Consider the following 20398-nt stretch of genomic DNA (forward strand, 5'->3'; position numbering starts at 1 on the left):
TTTTCGATTGAATTTGCAAATCGACCCGATAGAAGGCATAGTTTCCCCCTCTATCAAATCCAAGACACGGTCGTGCCCATGCTGAATCGCTTCGCACCCCTCGTGCCCCTCGCACTCGTGACCCTGCTCTTTGGCTGCGCGACCCAAGGTCCAGTATCGCAGCAGCAGGTCCACCAGCCGGTAACCGCTCAGGTTCTGTCCAAGTCCTCCACCGCATCGGTGTTCGAGGAAGAGCTGGCTACTGAAGAAGAACTCCAGGATTTCGCCAGCAGCAAGCCCTACCAACTGCCAGCCCTGGCTGACAACATTCTCGAACGTGGCATGTCTCTGATCGGTACCCGCTACCGTTTCGGCGGCACCTCCGAGAACACCGGTTTTGATTGCAGCGGTTTCATCGGTTATCTGTTTCGCGAAGAGGCCGGCCTGAACCTGCCGCGCTCCACCCGCGAAATGATCAACGTGAAAGCGCCGCTGGTTTCGCGCAACAATCTCAAGCCTGGTGATCTGCTGTTCTTCAGCACCAACGGCCGTGGCCGTGTCAGCCACGCCGGTATCTACCTGGGCGATGACCAGTTCATCCACTCCAGCAGCCGCCGCAGCGGTGGCGTGCGCATCGACAAGCTCGGTGATCGCTACTGGAGCAAGACCTTTATCGAAGCAAAGCGCGCACTGGCGATGGCACCGACCGCCACCACCATTTCGCGCAACTGATCAAGCGTGTGTAGTACTCACGGCGACGTAGCTGAAAAGCGCGTCGCCGTGCGTGTTTACAGAAGTCGTCTAATCTAAATTCTCAACTATTTCCGGCCTTCCCGCCGGACGGCTTCCGACAGGATGTTCTGACCATGGCGATGAAGGCGCGCTTCGCTTTAATTTCCCTGCTGGCACTGCTCGGTGCCTGCTCGAGCCATGCCCCGTCTCCGCCCAAGGTGGTCGAGCCCGTGGTCATGGCGCCTCAGGTCTATTTCTCCCCGGTCGCTGAAGATGTGCTGTTTCGCGCGCTGGGCCTGGTGGGGACGCCCTATCGCTGGGGTGGCAATACACCGGATTCGGGGTTCGATTGCAGTGGCCTGATCGGCTACGTCTATCGCGATGCTGCCGGCATTTCGTTGCCTCGCTCCACCCGCGAAATGATCGGCATCCGTGCGCCCACGGTCGAGCGCAACGCTCTGCAGTCGGGGGACCTGGTGTTCTTTGCCACCAGCGGTGGTTCGCAGGTGAGCCATGCTGGCATCTATGTGGGCGAGGGACGTTTCGTTCATGCCCCGTCTGCAGGGGGCACGGTGCGGCTGGACTACCTGTCCAACAGTTATTGGCAGAAGGCCTACCTCAATGCCAAGCGGGTGTTGCCGCAGGCATTGGCGCGTAATCCCTGAAGCCATCGCAGGGCAGGTGTGAGCCACTGTCTTGCACAAGCTTCGTGGGGGTGGCGGCGGGAGCGGCTCGACTTGCCCCCGCGATGTTCTACCTGGCCTTGCTCACCCGCCAGATCTTGTTCCCCACATCATCGGCCACCAACAATGCGCCACGCTGATCATTGATCACTCCCACCGGCCGTCCCATGGCCTTGCCTTCGTCGTTCAGGAACCCGGTCAGCAGATCAATCGGCTTGCCCGCCGGTTTGCCCGCTGTGCTGAAGGGCACAAAGACTACCTTGTAGCCACTGTGCGGTTTGCGGTTCCAGGAGCCGTGCTGGCCAATGAATGCACCCTGGTCGAACGGAGGTGGCAGCACGCCGGGTTCGGCGAAGGTCAGGCCCAGTGACGCGGTGTGCGGCCCCACGGCGTAGTCGGGGACAAGGGCCTTGGCAACCTGCTGCGGATCCTGCGGGCTGACCCGTTGATCGACATGCTGGCCGAAGTAGCTGTAGGGCCAGCCATAAAAGCCGCCATCCTTGACCGAGGTGATGTAGTCGGGCACCAGGTCGCTGCCGATCTCATCGCGCTCGTTGACTGCAGTCCACAATTGCCCGCTGTGTGGCTCCCAGGCCATGCCGTTGGGGTTGCGCAGGCCGGAGGCGAAGATGCGTTTGTTGCCGCTGGCCGGGTCGACTTCCCAGATAGCGGCGCGGCCTTCTTCCTGGTCCATGCCGTTCTCGCCGACGTTGCTATTGGAGCCCACCGTCACGTACAGCTTTTTGCCGTCGCGGCTGGCAATCACGTTCTTGGTCCAGTGATGGTTCAGCGGGCCGCCAGGCAAGTCGGTCACCGGCGTTCCGGGGCCGTTGATCGAGGTGGCGCCGGGTTGGTAGTCGAAGCGCAGCAAGCGGTCAGTGGCTGCCACATACAAGTGGTTGCCGACCAGGGTCATGCCAAACGGTGAGTTGAGATTCTCGATGAATGTAGTGCGGGTCTCGGCGATCCCGTCATGGTCGCTGTCGCGCAACAGGCTGATGCGGTTGGCGCTGGGCACGCCGGCACCGGCGCGGCTCATTGCCTTCTTCATCACCCAGCCACGGATACCCTTGCCGTCATCTGGCTTGGGCGGAGCGTTGGTCTCTGCCACCAGTACGTCGCCATTGGGTAACACATAGAGCCAGCGCGGATGGTCCAGGCCTTCGGCAAAGGCCGCCACTTGTGTGCCTGGGGCACTGACAGGCGTCGCACCCTCGGGCCAGCCGATGGCAGGTGCGACGTTGACGGTGGGGATCAAGGTCTTGTTCGGTTCGGGCAGTTGCGGCGAGGGGCCGAACCCTTCGCCGACATCCAGCCGCGCTGTCTCACCGCAGCCGCCCAAAGCGGCACCCACCGCCAGCAGCAATACAATCCGGGTTGTGCCCATGTCGTGTCCCTCGCAAAGATGGCCTTCGTTGAGGGTAGAGGCACGCAGGGCTGGGGAGGTTCCCTTGTTCAGGCCTGCTTGAGCAGCAGTGCCACGCCCGGGTGATACTGGCCTGCTTCGTTGTGCAGCTTGCGATAGGCGTAGGGGAAGTACCAGGCAATGGCGCAGGCGGTGTGCTTTTGCAGGTCGTCGACCAGGTCCTGCAGCTCTTCGGGGCTGGCGTGCTGGCCCGCTTTCCAGGGGCTGGCGAACAGGGCGGCAACCTTGAGTTGGCTGGGTGCCGCCACTTGGCGTGCAGCGTTGGCGGTTTCCTGCAGGGCGCCGGACAGGTCCAGCCTGGCAATGCGCGGCCAGCGCTGGCTGGCTTGCAGGTAAGCCGCCTCTTCGCGGCTGGCGATATACAGGTCGCAGTGGCCTTCGCGCTCGCCTTCGTCGCGCTGTTTTTTGCTCTGGTGATGCTGCAGGGTCACCATCTCTGCTTGCCAGGCCGCAGCCGACAGCAGCCCCAGGTTGGCCTGGGCGCCATGCCAGTAATGGGCTTCGCCATCGCCCAGGGTCTGGTTGAAGCGATCGATGCAATCGATCCACCTCTCCAGAGTCGGACGCAAAAATTCCAGGCGCGGGTTGTTGATAATCAGGCCTTTCATGCTGCGCTCTCCTTTGTCGTTGTGATCGAGTACAGCCATTTGTGGCTATTTGATATCACCTAACGCAACGTGACACAAGATGACAAAGACGGCATTGATCCAGGCCAGTGGCGCGCCGTTGATTGACGCTCCGAGTGCAACCCTCTAACCTTCGCGACTTGTTTCAGGTGCTCTGCAGGCCGTGGCCTGGCAGGGTGAAACTGGGAAGCCGGTGGGCACGCAAAGGCGTGCGAATCCGGCGCTGCCCCCGCAACGGTAAGTGAGTCAAGGCCGCGCATGGCCACTGGGTGAAAACACCCGGGAAGGCGCGCGGTCCCGGGTGTTCATGACCCCGCTCACAAGCCCGGAGACCGGCCTGAAACAGTCAACGGCATCACGGAGGGTGATGCGCGGTTTCTTCGGCTTGCGCCGCAGCCCTGCGCCTTTCTTCGTCTGCCATTTCCATACATCTGTCGTCCTCTGTTTGCCGCGAACCCTGCAGCCACGTGCTGCTACGCTCGTTGCGAGCTGGCCGACAGTGGTTTGCGGAGACTTCGATGACTGAATCCACCGAGCGTGACGAACGCCACTTGGCGCGCATGCTGCGCAAGAAGGCGGTAATCGACGAGCGTATCGCCAACGCCCCCAACGAATGCGGGTTGCTGCTGGTGCTCACCGGTAACGGCAAGGGCAAGAGCAGTTCGGCTTTCGGCATGCTCGCCCGGGCCATGGGCCACGGCATGCAGTGTGGCGTGGTGCAATTCATCAAGGGCCGCAACAGTACCGGCGAGGAGCTGTTCTTCCGGCGCTTTCCCGAGCAGGTGCGCTACCACGTCATGGGCGAGGGATTTACCTGGGAGACCCAGGACCGCCAGCGTGATATCGCCGCCGCCGAAGCGGCCTGGGCGGTGTCCCGACAGTTGCTGCAGGACCCGGGCATTGCCTTCGTGGTGCTCGATGAACTGAACATCGCCCTCAAGCATGGCTACCTGGATCTGGACCAGGTGCTCAGCGACCTGCAGGCTCGCCCGCCCATGCAGCACGTGATCGTCACGGGGCGTGGTGCCAAGGATGAAATGATCGAACTGGCCGACACCGTGACTGAGATGGGCATGATCAAGCACGCGTTCCAGTCCGGCATCCGTGCCCAGAAGGGCGTCGAACTATGACCGACACCCGGCACTGCCCGGCGGTCCTGATCGCAGCGCCTGCCTCGGGGCAGGGCAAGACCACCGTGACCGCCGCCCTGGCGCGTCTGCATCGCAACCAGGGGCGCAAGGTCCGGGTGTTCAAGTGCGGTCCGGATTTTCTCGATCCGATGATTCTGGAGCGGGCCAGCGGCGCCCCGGTGTACCAGCTCGACCTGTGGATGGTCGGCGAACAGGAAAGCCGGCGCCTGTTGTGGGAAGCTGCGGGCGAGGCCGACCTGATCCTGATTGAAGGGGTCATGGGCCTGTTCGACGGTACGCCGTCCAGCGCCGACCTGGCCCGCCATTTCGGCGTGCCGGTGCTGGCGGTAATCGATGGCACGGCCATGGCCCAGACCTTCGGTGCCCTGGCCCTGGGGTTGGCGCGTTATCAACCGGATCTGCCCTTTGCCGGCGTGCTGGCCAACCGGGTTGGCACCCTGCGTCACGCCCAGTTGCTTGAAGGCAGCCTGACCGAGGGGCTGCGCTGGTACGGCGGCCTGTCGCGGGAGACCGGCATCGAATTGCCAAGCCGTCACCTTGGCCTGGTCCAGGCCAGCGAGCTCAATGACCTGGATGTTCGCCTCGACGCCGCGGCGGCTGCCTTGGCCGCCAGTTGCGAGTCGGCGCTGCCGCCAGCCGTGGCATTTGCCGGGCCCACTGAGCAGGTGATCGAGCCCTTGCTCGACGGTGTGACGATTGCGGTAGCCCGCGACGAGGCATTTGCCTTCACCTATGGTGCCAACCTCGACCTGCTGCGGGCCATGGGCGCGGAGCTGGTGTTCTTTTCGCCGCTGCATGACCGCGAGCTTCCGCCTGCCGACAGCCTGTACCTGCCGGGCGGTTATCCGGAGCTGCACCACCAGGCCCTGGCCGCCAACACCTCGATGCTGGCAACCCTTCGCGCCCATCATCAAGCCGGAAAGCCCTTGCTCGCCGAGTGCGGCGGCATGCTTTACCTGCTCGATGCCCTGACCGACGTCGCGGGCGAACGTGCCGAATTGCTGGGCTTGCTGGCGGGCGAAGCGGTGATGCAAAAACGCCTGGCGGCGCTGGCCCTGCAAGCGGTCGAGCTACCGGAAGGTGCTCTGCGGGGGCACACCTATCACCACTCCCTGACCAGCACCGAGCTTGAACCCATTGCCCGTGGCCAGAGCCCCAATGGCGGCCGCGGTGCCGAGGCGGTCTACCGCTGCGGGCGGCTGACAGCCTCTTACGTGCATTTCTACTTTGCCTCCAATCCCCGGGCGTCGGCGGCGCTGTTGGCACCATGAACGAGCATGCCTTTACCGACGCTGAACGTGCCGCGGTGTACCGCGCCATTGGCGAGCGTCGCGACATGCGCCATTTCACCAAGGGCGAGGTCGCGCCCGAGTTGCTGGCGCGCTTGCTTGAAGCCGCTCATCAGGCCCCCAGTGTTGGCCTGATGCAGCCGTGGCGCTTCATTCGAATCACCGACCGCAGCCTGCGCCAGCGTATCCAGGCACAAGTGGAAGCGGAGCGGGTGCTTACCGCCGAGGCACTCGGTGAGCGCTCCGACGATTTCATGAAGCTCAAGGTCGAAGGCATCAACGACTGCGCCGAAGTGCTGGTGGCGGCGTTGATGGATGACCGCGAGAAACACATCTTCGGTCGTCGGACTTTGCCGGAAATGGACCTGGCTTCGCTGTCGTGCGCGATCCAGAACCTCTGGCTGGCCGCCCGCGCCGAAGGCCTGGGCATGGGCTGGGTGTCGCTGTTCGAGCCGCAGGCACTGGCCGACCTGCTGGGCATGCCGAGCGGCGCCAAGCCGCTGGCGATTCTGTGTTTGGGGCCGGTCGAAGTGTTCTATCCGGCGCCGATGCTGGTGCTCGAGGGCTGGACCACGGTGCGTCCGTTGAGCGACCTGTTGTTTGAAAACCAGTGGGGAGAGTCTTGATGAGTGTGGCGTTGCTGACCGTTGCCGGCGTGGCGCTGGATGCGCTGTGGGGAGAGCCCCGGCGTCGACATCCGCTGGTGGCCTTCGGCCGCTTTGCCGGGCGCCTGGAGCAGCGCTTCAATGCTGGCGGTCGTGGCTGGCGCAGCCATGGTGTAACGGCCTGGTTCCTGGCGGTGATTCCGTTGACGCTGCTGGCCACCTTGTTGTCCTGGCTGCCCTACATTGGCTGGCTGGTCGAGGTACTGGCGCTGTATTGCGCCTTGGGCCTGCGCAGCCTGGGTGAGCATGTGACCCCAGTGGCCGATGTCCTGCGCCGTGGCGACCTGGATGAGGCCCGGCGGCGCGTGGGCTTTCTGGTCAGTCGCGAAACCCGCGAGCTGGACGAGCCTGCCGTGGCCCGCGCGGCCACCGAATCGGTACTGGAGAACGGCAGCGATGCAGTGTTCGCCGCCTTGTTCTGGTTTGTGGTGGCCGGTGCGCCGGGTGTGGTGCTCTATCGCCTGAGCAATACTCTGGATGCCATGTGGGGTTATCGCAACGAACGGTTCGAGCGTTTTGGCTGGGCCGCGGCGCGTATCGATGATGTGTTGAACTTTGTGCCGGCCCGGCTGGTGGCGTTGACCTATGCGCTGTTGGGCAAGACCCGCCTGGCCTTCAAATGCTGGCGGTGCCAGGCGCCCTTGTGGGACAGCCCCAATGCCGGCCCGGTGATGGCGGCCGGGGCAGGGGCATTGGGTGTTGAACTGGGTGGCCCGGCGGTGTATCACGGTGAGTTGCACGAGCGCCCGCAACTGGGTGAAGGCCCGATGGCCGATGCCGATGCCATCGAGCGCGGCTGGCGCCTGGTGTGCCAGGGTGTGTGGCTCTGGTTGCTGCTGTTGTGTCTGGGGGCAGCATTCTATGCTTGAACACGGCGGGCGCCTGCAGCGCGCCATCCAGCAGTACGGCATCGCCCGGGAAGATTGGCTGGACCTCTCCAGCGGTATCGCGCCCTGGGCGTTCGCCATCCCCGAAATTCCTCTGCGCGCCTGGGCGCGCCTGCCTGAAACCGACGATGGCCTGGAACAGGCTGCAGCGACCTACTACGGTGCGGCGCCGGTGTTGCCGGTCGCCGGCTCCCAGGCCGCGATCCAGGCATTGCCGCAGTTACGTACGCTGGGCACGGTCGGGGTGTTGTCGCCTTGTTATGCCGAGCACGCCGAAGCCTGGCGGCGTGCCGGACATCGCCTGATGGAACTGCAGGAAGAGCAGGTCGAGCAGGTACTCGACAGCCTCGATGTGCTGGTAGTGGTCAACCCGAACAACCCCACCGGCCGGCAGGTACCCGGCGAGCAGTTGCTGGCCTGGCATGCGCGCCTGGCGCAACGCGGCGGCTGGTTGCTGGTGGACGAAGCCTTCATGGACAACACCCCGCAGCACAGCATCGCCGCCCACTCCGGGCGCCCCGGGCTGATCGTGCTGCGTTCGTTCGGCAAGTTTTTTGGGCTGGCCGGTGTGCGCCTGGGCTTCGTGCTGGCCGAGCAGTGGATGTTGCAGCGGCTTGCCGAACTGCTCGGGCCTTGGACTGTCAGCGGGCCGACCCGCATTCTTGGCCAGGCCTGCCTGCTCGACAGTGCCGCGCACCGCAGGCAGATCGCGCGCTGTGCCGACGCCAGCCAGCGCCTGGCCAGTGTGATGAGCGCCGCAGGCTTTGCTCCCACGGGCGGATGTGACCTGTTTCAGTACCGGGTCACCGAACATGCCGCCCAATTGCATGACTTCATGGCCCGGCGCGGCATTCTGCTGCGTCTGTTCGCCACCCCGGCCAGCCTGCGCTTTGGCCTGCCGGCCACGGACGAGGACTTCCAGCGCCTGACCCGGGCCTTCAACGACTATCGCAAGGAACACCCATGAGTACCCTGATGGTGCAGGGCACCACCTCCGATGCCGGAAAAAGCACACTGGTGACCGCGCTGTGCCGCTGGCTGTTGCGCCAGGGCGTGGCGGTAGTGCCGTTCAAACCGCAGAACATGGCGCTCAACAGTGCAGTGACTGCCGATGGCGGCGAGATCGGTCGGGCCCAGGCCGTGCAGGCGCAGGCAGCCAGACTGGCGCCACACACCGACATGAACCCGGTGTTGCTCAAGCCCAACAGCGACACCGGCGCCCAGGTGATTGTCCACGGTCGCGCGGTCACCAGCATGAATGCGGTGGCCTACCACGACTACAAGGTCATCGCCATGCAGGCGGTACTCGACTCCCATCAACGCTTGAGCGCCCAGTACCCGGTGGTGATGGTCGAAGGGGCTGGCTCGCCGGCAGAGATCAACCTGCGCGCCGGCGACATCGCCAACATGGGCTTTGCCGAGGCTGTGGACTGCCCGGTGATCCTGATTGCCGACATCAATCGTGGCGGTGTGTTCGCGCATCTGGTCGGCACCCTGGAACTGCTGTCGCCCAGCGAGCAGGCGCGGGTCAAGGGTTTTGTCATCAATCGCTTTCGCGGTGATATCGCCTTGCTGCAACCTGGGCTGGACTGGCTTGAGGCGCGCACTGGCAAACCGGTGCTGGGCGTGCTGCCGTATGTGATGGACCTGCACTTGGAGGCCGAGGACGGTATCGACCAGCGCCAGGGTGACAAGGCCGCTCGTGCGCTCAAGGTGATCGTGCCGGTGCTGCCGCGCATCAGTAACCACACCGATTTCGACCCTCTGCGCCTGCACCCGCAGGTTGACCTCCAGTTCATCGGCCCGGGCGACTCGGTCCCGCCAGCCGACCTGATCATCCTCCCCGGTTCCAAGAGCGTGCGTGGTGACCTGGCGCAGTTGCGTGCCCGTGGGTGGGACCAGGCGATCAACCGTCACCTGCGCTACGGCGGCAAGGTCCTGGGCATTTGTGGAGGGCTGCAGATGCTGGGGCGGCGCGTGGAGGATCCGCTGGGCCTCGAAGGGCCGGCAGGCAGCAGCGAGGGCCTGGGCCTGCTCGACTTCGTCACGGTACTGGAAGCCGAAAAGCAACTGCGCAATGTTTCCGGCACCCTGCAGCTGGAGCAGGTGCCCATTGGCGGCTATGAAATTCATGCTGGCGTCACCCAGGGGCCGGCCCTGGCGCGTCCTGCCGTGCAGTTGGCCGATGGGCGCAGCGATGGCGCCATCAGTGCCGACGGGCAGGTTCTGGCGACGTACCTGCACGGTCTGTTTGAACACCCGCAGTCGTGTGCGTCGCTGCTGCGCTGGGCCGGGCTGCATGAGGTCGAGCACGTTGACTACCAGGCCCTGCGCGAACGCGATATCGAGCGCCTGGCCGACCTGGTGGAGCAGCACCTGGATACCACGCACCTACGTCAACTCTGCGGACTGAACTGACATGCTCAACCTGATCCTCGGTGGCGCTCGCTCGGGCAAGAGCCGCCTGGCCGAACAACTGGCCGAGCGTAGTGGTTTGCCGGTGACCTACATCGCCACCAGCGAGCCGCTGGATGGCGAAATGAATGCCCGGGTGCAACTGCACCGGGAACGCCGGCCAGCCACGTGGGGCCTGATTGAGGAACCCCTGGCCCTGGCTGACGTGCTGCGAACCAACGCCCACGACGACCGCTGCCTGCTGGTGGACTGCCTGACCCTGTGGCTGACCAATCTATTGATGCTGGATAACCCCGAGCGCCTGGCCCGTGAACGTGCTGCGCTGCTCGATTGTGTGGCTGAACTGCCAGGGGAGATCATTCTGGTCAGTAACGAGAGCGGCCTGGGCGTCGTGCCGCTGGGCGAACTGACCCGTCGCTACGTCGATGAGGCCGGCTGGTTGCACCAGGCCATTGCCGAGCGCTGTCAGCGCGTGGTGCTCACGGTTGCCGGCTTGCCCCTTACCCTCAAAGGAAATGCACCATGAGTCAGACCTGGTGGCTTGAAGCCTGCCGTCCTGTCGATCACACCCTCCGGGAGCAGGCGCTGGAACGCCAGCAGCAACTGACCAAGCCTGCAGGCTCGTTGGGACGGCTGGAGCAGATCGCGGTACAACTGGCAGGCCTTCAGGGGCAGCTCAAGCCGAGTCTTGCGAAGGTACACATCGCAATCTTCGCTGGAGACCATGGCGTGGTCGCCGAAGGCATCTCGGCCTATCCCCAGACCGTGACCGGGCAGATGCTGCAGAACTTCGTCGGCGGAGGGGCAGCCATCAGTGTGCTGGCGCGCCAGCTCGATGCTCGGCTGGAGGTTGTGGACCTGGGCACTATCGACCCGGCGTTGTCGCTGCCGGGCGTGCTGCACTTGCGGGTCGGCGCGGGTACGGCGAACTTCGCCAGGACCGCGGCGATGACCCCCGAGCAAGCGCTTCAAGCGTTGCAGGGCGGGCGCGAGAGTGCCTTGCGTGCAGCGGCCGCGGGTTCGCAATTATTCATTGGTGGCGAGATGGGCATCGGCAACACCACCGCAGCCAGCGCCCTGGCCTGCGCCTTGCTCGGCTGCCCGGCCATCGAGCTGAGCGGGCCGGGCACCGGCCTGGATGCCGCAGGTGTGCGGCACAAGGCTCAGGTCATCGAGCAGGCCCTGTTGCTGCACGGCACGCTGGTGGATGATCCGTTCAAGGCATTGCTGTGCGTGGGCGGTTTTGAAATCGCAGCCTTGGTCGGGGCCTACCTGGGCTGTGCCCAGGAGGGGGTCGTGGTACTGGTCGATGGTTTTATCTGTACCGTTGCGGCATTGGTGGCGGTGAGGCTGAATCCTGCTTGCCGCGACTGGCTGTTGTTTGGTCATCGGGGCGCTGAGCCTGGCCATCGGCGAGTGCTCGCCGAACTGGGTGCAGAGCCCGTGCTGGAGCTGGGCTTGCGCCTGGGTGAAGGCAGCGGCGCAGCGCTGGCCGTGCCGGTGTTGCGCCTGGCCTGCGACCTGCACGGGCAGATGGCGACCTTCGCCGAAGCTGCCGTGGCGGACCGTCCGACATGATCATCGACCTGTTGCGTCATGGCGAAACCGAGTTGGCTGGCGGACTGCGCGGCAGCCTGGACGACGCCCTGACCGCCAAGGGTTGGGAGCAGATGCATGCGGCCATTGCCGGCAAAGGGCCCTGGGATGCGCTGGTCAGCTCGCCGTTGCAGCGCTGTGCGCGGTTTGCCGTGACCCTGGGTGGGCAATGGCAACTCCCTGTGCAGTGGGCGCCGGGGCTGCAGGAGTTGCATTTCGGCGAGTGGGAGGGGCGCAGTGCTGCTGACCTGATGCTTACCCATGAGCAACAACTGGGTCAGTTCTGGGCTGATCCGTACAGCTACACGCCCCCTGGGGGCGAGCCGGTCAGCGCGTTTGCCCTGCGTGTACAGGCAGCCGTCGCCCAACTGCAGCGTGCCTATGCGGGTCAGCATGTATTGCTGGTCACCCATGGCGGCGTGATGCGGCTGTTGCTGGCCCAAGCCCGGGGCCTGCCGCGGGAGCAGCTGTTGCAGGTCGAAGTCGGCCATGGCGCCTTGTGCCGGTTGCAAGTGCATGCCGACGGCACCCTGCGCGAGGCGCACTGACATGCTGCCCTTCTGGATTGCCCTGCAGTTCCTGAGCAGCCTGCCAGTACGCTTGTCGGGGCTGCCCGCGCCCGAACAGATGGGGCGCTCGGTGCTCTGTTACCCGCTGGTAGGCCTGTTGTTCGGTGGGTTGCTGTGGGGGCTCGATACCGTGCTCGATGGCAGCCCGCTGCTGTTGCATTCCGCCTTGCTGCTCAGCGCCTGGGTACTGCTCAGTGGCGCGTTGCACCTGGACGGCCTGGCCGACAGCGCCGATGCCTGGCTGGGCGGTTTCGGTGACCGCGAGCGCACTTTGCTGATCATGAAAGACCCGCGCAGCGGGCCGATCGCCGTGGTCACCCTGATACTGGTGCTGTTGCTCAAGTTCTGCGCGTTGCTGGCATTGATCGAGAGCGGGGAGGGCATTCTGTTGGTGCTGGTGCCGCTGACCGGCAGGGCAGCGTTGTTGGGGCTGTTTCTGACTACGCCCTATGTCCGCGCCGGTGGCCTGGGGCAGGCACTGGCCGATCACCTGCCGCGCCGCAGTGCTGGGTGGGTGTTGCTCGCCAGCGCAGGCGCATGTGTGCTTTTGGCAGGGCTGAAGGGCGCCTGGGTTTTGATTGCGGCAGCGCTGGCATTTTTTGCCGTGCGCCAACTGATGATCCGCCGCCTGGGCGGCACCACCGGCGACACGGCGGGGGCGTTGGTGGAGCTGCTTGAGCTGGTGGTGTTGATCACCCTGGCGCTGTAACTCGGCAGGAAAAGCTTGCCGTTCAGGCATTGCGGGTATATACACGCATTATGTTGACCAGTGAATGCATCTGCACCCATCTGCGTCGTGCTGCCCGTGGGGTCAGCCGACATTATGACGAAGCCCTTGAAGGCTTCGGGATCAATGTCGCGCAGTTTTCCCTGCTGCGGCACCTGCGCCGGCTCGACCAGCCCAGTATCTCGACCCTTGCCGAGGCCATGGGGCTGGACCGCAGCACCTTGGGCCGCAACCTCAAGGTGCTGGAGGCCGAAGGCCTGGTGGCGCTGGCCGAAGGACGGGATCTGCGCAATCGCCTGGTGCTGCTGACCGAGCAGGGCGCGGCGAGGTTGCAGGCTGCAGAACCTGCCTGGGAGCAAGCGCAGAAATGCCTGGTCGCGACCTTGGGTGAAGGCCAGCGCGATGAACTGGTGCGCCTGCTGGAGCTGTTGTCCTGAGCTTTTTACGACTGTAAGCGGGTATATACCCGTAAGACCCTTGCGGCTTTCTGGAGAAATCAATAATGACATCGGTATGGCGAACCAGTGGTTGGATTCTCCTGGGGGCTGCGTTGATCCTGGCGTTGTCGCTAGGGGTGCGGCATGGCTTCGGCCTGTTCCTGGCGCCCATGAGCGCCGACTTCGGTTGGGGCCGTGAAGTGTTCGCCTTTGCCATTGCCCTGCAGAACCTGATCTGGGGCCTGGCCCAGCCGTTTGCCGGCGCCCTGGCCGATCGCCTGGGGGCGGCAAAGGTGGTGATCGTCGGCGGTATCCTCTATGCCGCCGGGCTGGTGTTGATGGGGATGTCCGATTCGGCGCTGACTCTGTCACTGAGTGCGGGCCTGCTGATCGGTATCGGCCTGTCCGGAACCTCGTTCTCGGTGATTCTCGGCGTGGTCGGGCGCGCCGTGCCTGCTGAAAAACGCAGCATGGCCATGGGCATCGCCAGTGCCGCCGGCTCCTTCGGCCAGTTCGCCATGCTGCCGGGTACCCTCGGCCTGATCGGCTGGCTGGGTTGGTCGGCGGCTTTGCTGGTGTTGGGCTTGCTGGTGGCGTTCATCGTGCCGTTGGTGGGCCTGTTGAAGGACCGTCCACTGCCCAGCCATGGCGCCGAGCAGACCCTCGGCCAGGCCCTGCGCGAGGCGTGTTCGCATTCTGGCTTCTGGCTGCTAGCCCTGGGCTTTTTTGTCTGCGGCTTCCAGGTGGTGTTCATTGGTGTACACCTGCCGGCCTACCTGGTCGACCAGCACCTGCCAGCCACCATCGGTACCACGGTGTTGGCGCTGGTCGGGCTGTTCAATATCGTTGGCACCTACACCGCCGGCTGGCTTGGCGGGCGCATGTCCAAGCCGCGCCTGCTGACAGCGCTGTACCTGCTGCGCGCGGTGGTGATCGTGCTGTTCCTGTGGGCGCCGGTGACCCAGTTCAGTGCTTACCTGTTCGGTATTGCCATGGGGCTGCTGTGGCTGTCGACGGTGCCGTTGACCAACGGCACGGTGGCAACGCTCTTTGGTGTGCGCAACTTGTCGATGCTCGGCGGTATCGTCTTCCTGTTCCATCAACTGGGCGCCTTCCTTGGCGGCTGGCTGGGCGGAGTGGTGTATGACCAGACCGGCAATTACGACTTGGTCTGGCAGATCTCGATCTTGCTCAGCCTGCTGGCGGCAGCGCTCAACTGGCCGGTGCGCGAGCGCCCCGTAGCACGCCTGCAGGCGCAAGCGGCATGAGCCGGCTTGCCCTGCGCGGCCTGCTCGCCGTTGCAGCGCTGCTGCTGTTGGCGCTGGTCTGGTGGGGTTGGCATAAGGGCGGCCTGGCGTTGATGCAGTTGGGCATGGGCGTGTGCTAGGAGTAATCTGGCGTTTCCACGCCGGTTCAAAGGAGAGATGACGATGCGCGCACGCTGGATGTTGGTTCCACTGTTCACTCTGATGGCAGCAGCCTCTGCGCAGGCCGCCGACTGCCCGGCGCTGCTCAAAGGCAGCCTGCCGGAACTACGCGGCAAGGAGCAGATCGACCTGTGCCAACGCTTTGCCGGCAAGCCACTGGTGGTGGTCAACACGGCCAGCTACTGCGGCTTTGCCCCTCAGTTCGAGGGCCTGGAAGGGGTGTACAAGACCTACCACGAGCAGGGCCTGGAAATGCTGGGCGTACCGTCCAACGACTTCAAGCAGGAAGACGCCGACGCTGAAAAGACCGCCAAGGTCTGCTATGCCAACTACGGCGTTACCTTCACCATGACCAAGGCCCAGCCGGTCCGCGGCAAAGACGCTACGCCACTGTTCAAGGAACTGGCCGAGCAGAGCGTTGCGCCGAAATGGAATTTCTACAAATACGTGGTCGACCGCCAGGGCAAGGTGATCGCCAATTTCTCCAGCCTGACCAAGCCGGATGATCCGGCGTTCACGGCCGCTATCGAGAAAGCCATCGCTTCGCAGCCGTGAACTGCAGCGTCAGTGGTGTGGGTGGACGGTCCAGGCAACCAGCTTGAGCACGACCGGGCGCACTACCAGCACACAGGCAAAGGCGACCGGCATGGCCAGTTGATAGGCCTTGAGCACGTGGCCCAGGTAGTGATCGTCGATACCGGCAGTGGCGGCGGTGATCACGAAGCACATCAGTAGGGCCATGATCGCCGACATGTAGAAGGCAAACACATACGGGGTGGCGCGAGGGCCGAGCTTGCGACGGCTGCGAGTCTGTGTGGTCATGCGGGCTCCTTGTGATGAGGTGGGTTGCGCAGCCTAACAAGCTCACCGCGCACCCAGGTAGACGAGACCGGCTTAGGTCTTTATAAAGGGATTCTTACGAATGCCGGACAGGACCGTATGAATCTGCTGGGCTCGATCAAGAGTTTCATCAAAGTGGTGGAAGCCGGCAGCATTGCCGGTGGTGCCCGCAGCCTGGGTTTGAGCGCTGCCGCCGTGAGCCAGAATATCGCCCGTCTCGAATCGCACCTGGATGTTCGGCTGCTGTCGCGTACCACGCGCAGCATGGCGCTTACTCCCAGTGGCACGCTCTACTATGAGAAGGTCAAGCATATCGAGCGCGACCTCGAGTTGGCGCAGTTGGCGGTGACCACGCCGGAGTGCGAGCCCAGGGGGCGCTTGTGCATCGCATCATCGTCGGCCTTCGGGCGTCATGTGCTGGCCCCGCTGATTCCTGCTTTCAGCGCCCGCTATCCGCAGCTTTCGATTGAACTGATTACGAATGATCGGCGGGTCAACCATGCCCAGGAGGGTGTGGACGTCAGTATTCGTATCAAGCCCCAGCTTGAAGACGGGCTGCTGGCACGACGGATCGCCCGGGTGCCGTTCATTTGTTGCGCTTCAAGCGAGTACCTCGCGCAAGCGGGATGGCCGGCAGCGCCCGAGCAATTGGCGGAGCATCGCTGCCTGGTGTTCCGCTACCCGGTTGATGGACGATTCTTGCGCTGGGGCTTTGTTCGCGACGAGCTGCGATTTGATGCCGAATTCGGCAATGTGCTGATCAGCGACGATATTGATGTATTGACCCAGATGGCGGTCAACCATGGCGGTATTGCACGCCTGGCCGAGTTCGTCGCGCGTCCCTTTATCGAGCGCGGGCAGTTGGTGCCGCTGTTTGAATACACACAGCCGACGCGGCCCTATGCGCATACCGAGCCAATGGACATCTACCTGTGCGTGGCCGATCGCTTTGCCATGACCCCCAAGGTGCGGGTGTTCATGGACTACCTGCAAAGCAATCTCACGCAAGCCTGGCCGTGTGAGCAGGCATGAAAAAACCGCCGAGAAAGGCGGTTTTTTTGTGTTGCCAGCGTTGAATCAGAAGCGGTAGGTGAGCGATGCACCGATACCGTGAGCGCTGTTCTCGTATTTGGCCTTGTAGGCACCCTTGGTAGGGCTGGCCAGGTTGACCTTGGTGTCTTCTTCCCACAGGTAGGAGTAGGCCAGGTCGATGGTCATGTCGTCGGTCGGGCTGTAGCCGGCGCCCAGGCTGAACACACGGCGGTCGCCCGTCGGGATGCGTGGCGAGCGGTCGTGGTTGTTGGTCGGCGACTGGTCGACGGTGAAGCCGGTACGCAGGACCCACTCTTTGTTCAGCTTGTACGAGGCACCGACGGCGTGAGCCCAGGTGTCGTGCCAGTTCTGCTCTTCGCTGATGGTGCCGAATTGGCCAGCCAGCGGGGCAGGCACTTCGTTGTTGACGGTGATCGCTTCCAGGCGGCTCCAGCGGGTCCAGGTGCTGCCCGCGTAGAGGGTCCACTGGTCATCCAGCTCGTGGGTAACCGAGAGGTCTACCGATTCCGGGGTTTTGATCTTCAGTTCGGCGTCGAACTTGCTGCCGCTGAACGGGCCGATCAGGGCCGAGTTGACCTTGGTGTTGCCCTCGAGCTTGTAGTCGACCATCGAGTGGTAGGTCAGACCCAGGCGAGTGCTGTCGGTAGCTTGTACCAGGACACCGATGTTGTAGCCGACGGCAGTGTCGTCACCCTTGATCTTCACTTCGCCATCGTTGAAGCCAGGCGTACGTGGGTTGAGGATGTTCGAGCTCAGTTCGCCCTTGATGCGGTTGAAGGTCGGGCCGAAACCGATCGAGACCTTGTCGTTGAAGGCGTAGCTGACAGTAGGCTGGAAGGTGATGACTTCGACGTAGCTTTTCTTGGCCCAGTAGCGGCTCTGCGCTTCGTCTTCGTATTCGGTCACCAGGCCGAAGGGTGCATAGACGCCGAAACCGACGGTCCATTTGTCATCGATGGGCTTGACGTAGTAGCCCATGGGCACGCCAACGAAGGGCACCATGTCGCCATCGTTGCTGCCACCAAAGGTGCCGCTGCCCGAGATATCGGACTTGGCGATGACGGCGGCGGCGCCGACAGTCACTTGTTCGCGTTTCAGGCGTGACATACCGGCAGGGTTGCCGAATACGGTGCTGGCATCATCGGCAGAGGAAGAACGACCCGCGAAACCTGTGCCCATGCCGCTGACGCTTTGTTCGTTGAGGGCAAAGCCGCTGGCGAACAGTTGAGTCGAGGCGAGTGTGACGGCGAGGCTGAGAGAGGTTTTGAGCATTACTTTTTTCATTATTAGAACTCCTTGGGATCTCCGGGGCGGAAATTACCAACATTTCGCCCGCAGCGCTATAGGCTGTATCGCAGGAGATAGAGCGGTTTTGTAGGACAATCCGACCAAAATGGCGGGTATTTTCCGATTAAGGTGTGCAGTGACTATCAGCAGGCCTGAAGAGTCACAGGGGCGATGCAGGTTTGCCATGCGCTGGTGAAATCGCGCAGGCGGCCCTGGGGGTGAAAGGTCTGGCGCCAGATGCGCGCAAGCCCGAGCAAGTCATCTGCAGGAGGGAGTTCTGGTGCCTGTTCTTCGATCAACATCCAGGCAATGGCGGTGGCGTAGCGCAGGTTTACCGTGAGTTCAAGGTGCGGGCCGGCGAGGAAGGCATGCTGGCTGGCGAGGCCGCGGACCAGGCTGGCGAGGTCCGGGTCGCGGGCCAGGAACTGGTCCCAGAGTGACTGGTGGCGCAGTTCGCCAATGCGGTATAGGCCGTGCCCACGTCGATCATGCAGGGCCGAGCCGAGTGCGGACTGGCTGGCGGCAACACCGAGTAACAATGCTTCGGCACTCGCGCAGTGACGGCCCAGGTAAATCAGGGTCGGGCGGATCACAAACTGGCTCAACTCGCTCGCGGCGATACCCATAATGCCCTCGAACTGGAATTTGGCCGGCGGACGCTGGAGCTTGGCAGCTGGTGAGTCGGTCAGGCCCGCCGGAAGCGGCCTATGCCGCTTGAGTTGAAGTGTAGTGTCATATTCGCGCTGTAAAGGCCTGTTTTTAAAACATTTGTGGCTTTTAGTTATAAATCATATGCCCTGCAGCAATTAAGCAACCTCCTGCAGCCAGGCATAAAAAAGCCCCGCGAGAGGGCGGGGCTTGAGCTGTTGCAGCGAAGCGCGGATCAGGCAACCAGGGCCTGGCGGGTGCGCTCGATGACCGCTTGCAGCGGCTCGGCTTCGCTGTACTGCTCGGGGTATAGACGCTCGCTGTGACGGGCAATGCCGTGCTCATTGACCAAGGTGAAGCTGAAGCCGCCTTTGCGCGACGCCAGGATCAAGCAGCTCAGTGGGGCAAATGCCTGGGAGAGGGTGCGAATCGCAGCCTGAGTATGGATTGTATGAGTCATAGTTATTAGATGTTCCTGCAATAGACACGGGTTCGATCCGTGCACACTTAAAACGTTCCAGTAACGCGGGCATTTAGGCCTGGGCGATGAACCTGTCTGGAACAGGGCAGCCAGTTTTGGGCGCATTTATCATGTGGCGCTGGGGCTGACTGGTAGGTACGTCAGAGGGCAGGCAACACACCGGGTCGAGGTTCTGAATCCGCGGGTGAAGATCCTGATCAATCTGCAGGTTGGTTCGGTCAGAGTAAGAAGTGATTTACCTGGGAACCATCAAGTGGGCCGGTCCTGGTTTCAACAGGCGCTATCCAGGGGTGGGTAGGGCGCTGCAAGGACTGCTTTGGCCAGAATTGACTTTCAGCTTGGTACTAACGGCGGCAAGACTACCGTACAAGACGGATCTTGGCAAGCTTTGGGTGCTTTTGTTTCGGGAAGCCGGCCAGTATGTCGCGTTTCGCGTTGTCTGTGAAGAGGCCGTTCCCATGGGTTGTGGCAGGGAACGTGCCAAATTCGTGCAGGGAACTGCCTTTCTTTGGGGCGCTTGTACACACGTGGAGCAATCGATGTTACAGCTCTGCAACAGCCTCGTCCGAGGCTGCCAATGACTTGGCTGGGAACTTAAGTCAATGAAAAAAAACACTTATTTTAGCTGGTGAAAAAATCGTCAGTTTGAGCCAAAGCCCCATTCCATAGGGGTTTGCGGGGTCCATAAGGGGGTTGTCCACCGAGTTATCCACAGCTTCTGTGGATTGTCCCGAGCGCTTGCTCTAGGACGGGCGTGCCAGCTTTTTCCGACGTGTCCGACAATCTTCACGTAGGTTTCTGGTAGGGGGAAATTTCCCCAATCGGTGTCAATAAATAAACACGGAAATATTTTGAAAAAAGTTTTGGGTGCGCTCGGGTCATTGTCTGAAAAATGGAGTAGAGTGGCGCGCCTTTCGAGTTGCCTTCGCTGTCTGTTATGAAGTTTCGCGCCAAAATCCCTGCAATTTCTTCTGTTCAGCCGCCCTTGCCAGAGCCCAAGCGCTTCTCTTTGAAGGTTGCCTTGTGGCTGCTCGACAACCCGCGCCTGGGCGACAACCCCAACGTCAAGCATTTTGCCGGTCGACTGCTCAAGCAGCCTGCGCGCCAAGGCGTGGTGGTGGCGCAAAGCCGATTGGGGCAAATGCTCTGCCGTGACTGCGGCAATGCCCGTGACCGCCGTATCGGCCATGACTTGCTCCGCCAGGCCGCCCGCGCCGGCGACCGGCGCGCCCAGCTTGAATATGGCCGGCTGTGCGCCCAACCTCAGTTCAACGAACCCGAGCAGGCCCGCTACTGGCTGGAACTGGCGGCGTCGCAGGGCTCCCAGGAAGCCCGGCGCCTGCTCAAGCAACTGCCAGACGCCTGACTGCAGTTCAGCGGCAAGGCTGATAAGCTCAAGCGTTGATTTCAGGTGGGGGTGTGCAGGTGGCAATGGCGTTGGATCTGACCAGTATCGTGCTGGGTATCGTGGCGGCCGCTG

24 protein-coding genes and 1 riboswitch are annotated in these 20398 nt (G+C 63.0%); of the genes, 18 read left to right on the forward strand and 6 right to left on the reverse strand.

The features are described from left to right. Positions 1–78 precede the first annotated feature (78 nt). Both ABVN19_RS02735 and ABVN19_RS02740 read left to right on the forward strand, forming a co-directional pair. Positions 79–711 carry a C40 family peptidase gene (locus ABVN19_RS02735; RefSeq protein WP_028943585.1) on the forward strand — a complete coding sequence of 211 codons (633 nt, stop codon included), beginning with the start codon at positions 79–81 and terminating at the stop codon, positions 709–711. 134 nt (positions 712–845) lie between these two features. Next, positions 846–1376, forward strand: coding sequence for a C40 family peptidase (locus ABVN19_RS02740; RefSeq protein WP_028943586.1), 531 nt, complete (start codon positions 846–848; stop codon positions 1374–1376). Between the two features lie 88 nt (positions 1377–1464). Here the strand turns inward: ABVN19_RS02740 and ABVN19_RS02745 are convergent, their stop codons facing one another. Continuing rightward, on the reverse strand, positions 1465–2781 hold the full coding sequence (locus ABVN19_RS02745; protein ID WP_028943587.1) for a sorbosone dehydrogenase family protein: 1317 nt from the start codon (positions 2779–2781) through the stop codon (positions 1465–1467). A gap of 68 nt (positions 2782–2849) precedes the next feature. Then, the gene (locus tag ABVN19_RS02750; RefSeq protein ID WP_028943588.1) at positions 2850–3428 is read right to left on the reverse strand and encodes a hypothetical protein; all 579 of its coding nucleotides are present in this window, start codon (positions 3426–3428) and stop codon (positions 2850–2852) included. A gap of 148 nt (positions 3429–3576) precedes the next feature. Then, positions 3577–3802: riboswitch (cobalamin riboswitch) on the forward strand. A gap of 162 nt (positions 3803–3964) precedes the next feature. Here ABVN19_RS02750 and cobO point away from each other — a divergent pair. From cobO to ABVN19_RS02820, 14 genes are all read left to right on the forward strand, one after another. After that, positions 3965–4576: a cob(I)yrinic acid a,c-diamide adenosyltransferase gene (gene cobO / locus ABVN19_RS02755; RefSeq protein ID WP_028943589.1), complete on the forward strand. Its 612-nt coding sequence runs from the start codon at positions 3965–3967 to the stop codon at positions 4574–4576. Then, entirely contained in the window at positions 4573–5868 is a 1296-nt protein-coding gene (locus tag ABVN19_RS02760; RefSeq protein WP_028943590.1) for a cobyrinate a,c-diamide synthase, read from the forward strand. Before cobO ends, ABVN19_RS02760 begins: the two co-directional genes overlap by 4 nt. Next, positions 5865–6512, forward strand: coding sequence for a 5,6-dimethylbenzimidazole synthase (gene bluB / locus ABVN19_RS02765; protein ID WP_028943591.1), 648 nt, complete (start codon positions 5865–5867; stop codon positions 6510–6512). The genes ABVN19_RS02760 and bluB overlap by 4 nt, the downstream gene beginning before the upstream one ends. Beyond that, a complete protein-coding gene (cbiB, locus tag ABVN19_RS02770; RefSeq protein ID WP_105641697.1) occupies positions 6512–7420 on the forward strand; it encodes an adenosylcobinamide-phosphate synthase CbiB in 909 nt (302 codons plus the stop codon). The genes bluB and cbiB overlap by 1 nt, the downstream gene beginning before the upstream one ends. Beyond that, on the forward strand, positions 7413–8405 hold the full coding sequence (gene cobD / locus ABVN19_RS02775) for a threonine-phosphate decarboxylase CobD (protein ID WP_105641698.1): 993 nt from the start codon (positions 7413–7415) through the stop codon (positions 8403–8405). Before cbiB ends, cobD begins: the two co-directional genes overlap by 8 nt. Beyond that, a complete protein-coding gene (locus ABVN19_RS02780) occupies positions 8402–9856 on the forward strand; it encodes a cobyric acid synthase (RefSeq protein ID WP_028943594.1) in 1455 nt (484 codons plus the stop codon). Before cobD ends, ABVN19_RS02780 begins: the two co-directional genes overlap by 4 nt. 1 nt (position 9857) lies before the next feature. Continuing rightward, entirely contained in the window at positions 9858–10379 is a 522-nt protein-coding gene (gene cobU, locus ABVN19_RS02785; protein WP_028943595.1) for a bifunctional adenosylcobinamide kinase/adenosylcobinamide-phosphate guanylyltransferase, read from the forward strand. Continuing rightward, on the forward strand, positions 10376–11431 hold the full coding sequence (cobT, locus tag ABVN19_RS02790) for a nicotinate-nucleotide--dimethylbenzimidazole phosphoribosyltransferase (RefSeq protein ID WP_105641699.1): 1056 nt from the start codon (positions 10376–10378) through the stop codon (positions 11429–11431). Before cobU ends, cobT begins: the two co-directional genes overlap by 4 nt. Further along, the gene (gene cobC / locus ABVN19_RS02795) at positions 11428–11997 is read left to right on the forward strand and encodes an alpha-ribazole phosphatase family protein (RefSeq protein ID WP_028943597.1); all 570 of its coding nucleotides are present in this window, start codon (positions 11428–11430) and stop codon (positions 11995–11997) included. The genes cobT and cobC overlap by 4 nt, the downstream gene beginning before the upstream one ends. A 1-nt stretch (position 11998) precedes the next feature. Then, on the forward strand, positions 11999–12727 hold the full coding sequence (locus tag ABVN19_RS02800; RefSeq protein ID WP_105641700.1) for an adenosylcobinamide-GDP ribazoletransferase: 729 nt from the start codon (positions 11999–12001) through the stop codon (positions 12725–12727). 50 nt (positions 12728–12777) lie between these two features. Further along, complete coding sequence (locus tag ABVN19_RS02805) at positions 12778–13182, forward strand: MarR family transcriptional regulator (protein WP_028943599.1); 405 nt, start codon at positions 12778–12780, stop codon at positions 13180–13182. A gap of 65 nt (positions 13183–13247) precedes the next feature. Then, complete coding sequence (locus ABVN19_RS02810; RefSeq protein ID WP_028943600.1) at positions 13248–14450, forward strand: MFS transporter; 1203 nt, start codon at positions 13248–13250, stop codon at positions 14448–14450. Next, positions 14447–14569: a hypothetical protein gene (locus ABVN19_RS02815; protein ID WP_256585814.1), complete on the forward strand. Its 123-nt coding sequence runs from the start codon at positions 14447–14449 to the stop codon at positions 14567–14569. The genes ABVN19_RS02810 and ABVN19_RS02815 overlap by 4 nt, the downstream gene beginning before the upstream one ends. Positions 14570–14612: 43 nt before the next feature. Beyond that, a complete protein-coding gene (locus ABVN19_RS02820; protein ID WP_028943601.1) occupies positions 14613–15164 on the forward strand; it encodes a glutathione peroxidase in 552 nt (183 codons plus the stop codon). A 9-nt stretch (positions 15165–15173) separates the two neighbouring features. Here ABVN19_RS02820 and ABVN19_RS02825 read toward each other — a convergent pair whose 3' ends face one another. Beyond that, entirely contained in the window at positions 15174–15431 is a 258-nt protein-coding gene (locus tag ABVN19_RS02825; RefSeq protein WP_028943602.1) for a DUF2798 domain-containing protein, read from the reverse strand. Positions 15432–15548: 117 nt separating this feature from the next. Between ABVN19_RS02825 and ABVN19_RS02830 the strand changes: the two genes are divergently transcribed. Then, positions 15549–16481 (forward strand): LysR family transcriptional regulator, encoded by a 933-nt coding sequence (locus ABVN19_RS02830; protein ID WP_105641701.1) that lies wholly within the window; start codon positions 15549–15551, stop codon positions 16479–16481. Between the two features lie 45 nt (positions 16482–16526). Here the strand turns inward: ABVN19_RS02830 and ABVN19_RS02835 are convergent, their stop codons facing one another. The 3 genes from ABVN19_RS02835 to ABVN19_RS02845 all read right to left on the reverse strand — a co-directional run bounded on the left by ABVN19_RS02835 (position 16527) and on the right by ABVN19_RS02845 (position 18897). Beyond that, complete coding sequence (locus tag ABVN19_RS02835) at positions 16527–17786, reverse strand: outer membrane protein transport protein (protein ID WP_028943604.1); 1260 nt, start codon at positions 17784–17786, stop codon at positions 16527–16529. A gap of 146 nt (positions 17787–17932) precedes the next feature. Continuing rightward, the gene (locus tag ABVN19_RS02840; RefSeq protein ID WP_028943605.1) at positions 17933–18415 is read right to left on the reverse strand and encodes a hypothetical protein; all 483 of its coding nucleotides are present in this window, start codon (positions 18413–18415) and stop codon (positions 17933–17935) included. 257 nt (positions 18416–18672) lie between these two features. Continuing rightward, positions 18673–18897, reverse strand: coding sequence for a hypothetical protein (locus ABVN19_RS02845; RefSeq protein WP_028943606.1), 225 nt, complete (start codon positions 18895–18897; stop codon positions 18673–18675). Positions 18898–19855: 958 nt separating this feature from the next. Here ABVN19_RS02845 and ABVN19_RS02850 point away from each other — a divergent pair. After that, on the forward strand, positions 19856–20284 hold the full coding sequence (locus tag ABVN19_RS02850) for an SEL1-like repeat protein (protein WP_028943607.1): 429 nt from the start codon (positions 19856–19858) through the stop codon (positions 20282–20284). Positions 20285–20398: the final 114 nt, after the last annotated feature.

Source organism: Pseudomonas vranovensis, from assembly GCF_040438935.1.
Taxonomy (GTDB): Bacteria; Pseudomonadota; Gammaproteobacteria; order Pseudomonadales; family Pseudomonadaceae; genus Aquipseudomonas; species Aquipseudomonas vranovensis.

What these genes read in the sequence shown, in the direction of transcription:
- cobO (WP_028943589.1), top strand. Translation starts at nt 3,965, where the DNA reads ATGACTGAATCCACCGAGCGTGACGAACGCCACTTGGCGCGCATGCTG.
- ABVN19_RS02820 (WP_028943601.1), top strand. Translation starts at nt 14,613, where the DNA reads ATGCGCGCACGCTGGATGTTGGTTCCACTGTTCACTCTGATGGCAGCA.
- ABVN19_RS02805 (WP_028943599.1), top strand. Translation starts at nt 12,778, where the DNA reads ATGTTGACCAGTGAATGCATCTGCACCCATCTGCGTCGTGCTGCCCGT.
- ABVN19_RS02740 (WP_028943586.1), top strand. Translation starts at nt 846, where the DNA reads ATGGCGATGAAGGCGCGCTTCGCTTTAATTTCCCTGCTGGCACTGCTC.
- cobC (WP_028943597.1), top strand. Translation starts at nt 11,428, where the DNA reads ATGATCATCGACCTGTTGCGTCATGGCGAAACCGAGTTGGCTGGCGGA.
- ABVN19_RS02735 (WP_028943585.1), top strand. Translation starts at nt 79, where the DNA reads ATGCTGAATCGCTTCGCACCCCTCGTGCCCCTCGCACTCGTGACCCTG.
- ABVN19_RS02760 (WP_028943590.1), top strand. Translation starts at nt 4,573, where the DNA reads ATGACCGACACCCGGCACTGCCCGGCGGTCCTGATCGCAGCGCCTGCC.
- ABVN19_RS02750 (WP_028943588.1), bottom strand. Translation starts at nt 3,428, where the DNA reads ATGAAAGGCCTGATTATCAACAACCCGCGCCTGGAATTTTTGCGTCCG.
- ABVN19_RS02840 (WP_028943605.1), bottom strand. Translation starts at nt 18,415, where the DNA reads ATGGGTATCGCCGCGAGCGAGTTGAGCCAGTTTGTGATCCGCCCGACC.
- ABVN19_RS02810 (WP_028943600.1), top strand. Translation starts at nt 13,248, where the DNA reads ATGACATCGGTATGGCGAACCAGTGGTTGGATTCTCCTGGGGGCTGCG.
- ABVN19_RS02850 (WP_028943607.1), top strand. Translation starts at nt 19,856, where the DNA reads ATGAAGTTTCGCGCCAAAATCCCTGCAATTTCTTCTGTTCAGCCGCCC.
- ABVN19_RS02835 (WP_028943604.1), bottom strand. Translation starts at nt 17,786, where the DNA reads ATGAAAAAAGTAATGCTCAAAACCTCTCTCAGCCTCGCCGTCACACTC.
- cobU (WP_028943595.1), top strand. Translation starts at nt 9,858, where the DNA reads ATGCTCAACCTGATCCTCGGTGGCGCTCGCTCGGGCAAGAGCCGCCTG.
- cbiB (WP_105641697.1), top strand. Translation starts at nt 6,512, where the DNA reads ATGAGTGTGGCGTTGCTGACCGTTGCCGGCGTGGCGCTGGATGCGCTG.
- ABVN19_RS02815 (WP_256585814.1), top strand. Translation starts at nt 14,447, where the DNA reads ATGAGCCGGCTTGCCCTGCGCGGCCTGCTCGCCGTTGCAGCGCTGCTG.
- ABVN19_RS02780 (WP_028943594.1), top strand. Translation starts at nt 8,402, where the DNA reads ATGAGTACCCTGATGGTGCAGGGCACCACCTCCGATGCCGGAAAAAGC.
- ABVN19_RS02800 (WP_105641700.1), top strand. Translation starts at nt 11,999, where the DNA reads ATGCTGCCCTTCTGGATTGCCCTGCAGTTCCTGAGCAGCCTGCCAGTA.
- cobD (WP_105641698.1), top strand. Translation starts at nt 7,413, where the DNA reads ATGCTTGAACACGGCGGGCGCCTGCAGCGCGCCATCCAGCAGTACGGC.
- ABVN19_RS02745 (WP_028943587.1), bottom strand. Translation starts at nt 2,781, where the DNA reads ATGGGCACAACCCGGATTGTATTGCTGCTGGCGGTGGGTGCCGCTTTG.
- ABVN19_RS02830 (WP_105641701.1), top strand. Translation starts at nt 15,549, where the DNA reads ATGAATCTGCTGGGCTCGATCAAGAGTTTCATCAAAGTGGTGGAAGCC.
- ABVN19_RS02825 (WP_028943602.1), bottom strand. Translation starts at nt 15,431, where the DNA reads ATGACCACACAGACTCGCAGCCGTCGCAAGCTCGGCCCTCGCGCCACC.
- cobT (WP_105641699.1), top strand. Translation starts at nt 10,376, where the DNA reads ATGAGTCAGACCTGGTGGCTTGAAGCCTGCCGTCCTGTCGATCACACC.
- bluB (WP_028943591.1), top strand. Translation starts at nt 5,865, where the DNA reads ATGAACGAGCATGCCTTTACCGACGCTGAACGTGCCGCGGTGTACCGC.
- ABVN19_RS02845 (WP_028943606.1), bottom strand. Translation starts at nt 18,897, where the DNA reads ATGACTCATACAATCCATACTCAGGCTGCGATTCGCACCCTCTCCCAG.